The sequence below is a fragment of the Polynucleobacter sp. Latsch14-2 genome (genome assembly GCF_018881925.1).
Taxonomy (GTDB): Bacteria; Pseudomonadota; Gammaproteobacteria; order Burkholderiales; family Burkholderiaceae; genus Polynucleobacter.
This window is the reverse complement of the sequence record NZ_JACVPL010000041.1, coordinates 1-1,060: the sequence shown is the minus strand read 5'-3', so window position 1 is coordinate 1,060 and position 1,060 is coordinate 1. Positions and strand designations below refer to the sequence as shown.

General features: G+C 48.0%; 1 protein-coding gene. It reads left to right on the top strand.

Features of this window, described 5'->3' with window-relative positions:
- Window positions 1-98 precede the first annotated feature (98 nt).
- Window positions 99-1,052, top strand: a complete 954-nt coding sequence (locus ICN46_RS11875) for an IS30 family transposase (protein WP_216209131.1) — start codon at window positions 99-101, stop codon at window positions 1,050-1,052.
- Window positions 1,053-1,060 lie beyond the last annotated feature (8 nt).

The window sequence follows — 1,060 nt, the reverse complement described above, 5'->3', positions numbered from 1 at the left end:
GGTGGATTCAACCACGAAGTGCAACTTTGAACAACTAGGTAAGGAGGCTAAGGATGTTTTAGTATCCAAAGCTTCTAGACCTGCAAGTCAAAGTAGCCATGACCTATCAACACCTTAGCCAAACTGAACGATATCAGATTTATATCCTCATGAAAGACGGAAAAACCCAAACTCAAATAGCCCAACTGATGGATCGGCATAAGTCGACCATTAGCCGAGAGCTTGCTCGCAATACGGGGCTCAAAGGTTACCGTCCCAAGCAAGCCTGCCTGTTGGCAGAAGAACGCTCATTAGGCTGCCGTAATGCCGCCCAAATAACAGCCGATCAATGGAATCAGACAGAAGATTGCCTCTTAGCTCAGTGGAGCCCCGTCCAAATTGCCAATCAGGTTGGCATTAGTCATGAGACCATCTACCGCCATGTCTACGCCGATAAAGCCGCTGGCGGCAATCTTTACCAGCAGCTGCGTTGCCAAAAAAAGCGCAAGAAACGCTATGCCAGCGGCCGTGATCGCAGAGGCCAAATCGTAGGCAGAAGACCTATTAGTGAGCGCCCAGCACACATTGAGACAAGATCCCAAGTCGGCCACTGGGAAGGCGATACTGTAATTGGAGCGGCCCACAAGCAAGCTGTTGTGACCTTGGTTGAGCGCAAGAGTGGCTATGCCGTTTTGGCTAAGGTCAAGAACAAGACGTCGGATTTAGTCAGTAGCGCCATCATCACTAAATTAAACGCCGTGACCCCACTCGTTAAAACCCTGACTTTTGACAACGGCAAGGAATTTGCCGAGCACGCCAGGATTGATACAGCTCTTGAATCAACGACGTACTTTGCGGATCCGTTTGCTAGTTGGCAACGTGGATCAAATGAAAACTTCAATGGTCTATTGCGGCAATACATCCCCAAAAAGAGACCGCTATCTACTGTGACCGATAAGGAGCTTAGAATGATCCAAGACCGTTTAAACAACCGACCTAGAAAACGATTAGGATTTAAAACCCCCAATGAAGTATTTATGCAGTCCTTAAACCGTGTTGCACTTCGTGTTTGAATCTACGG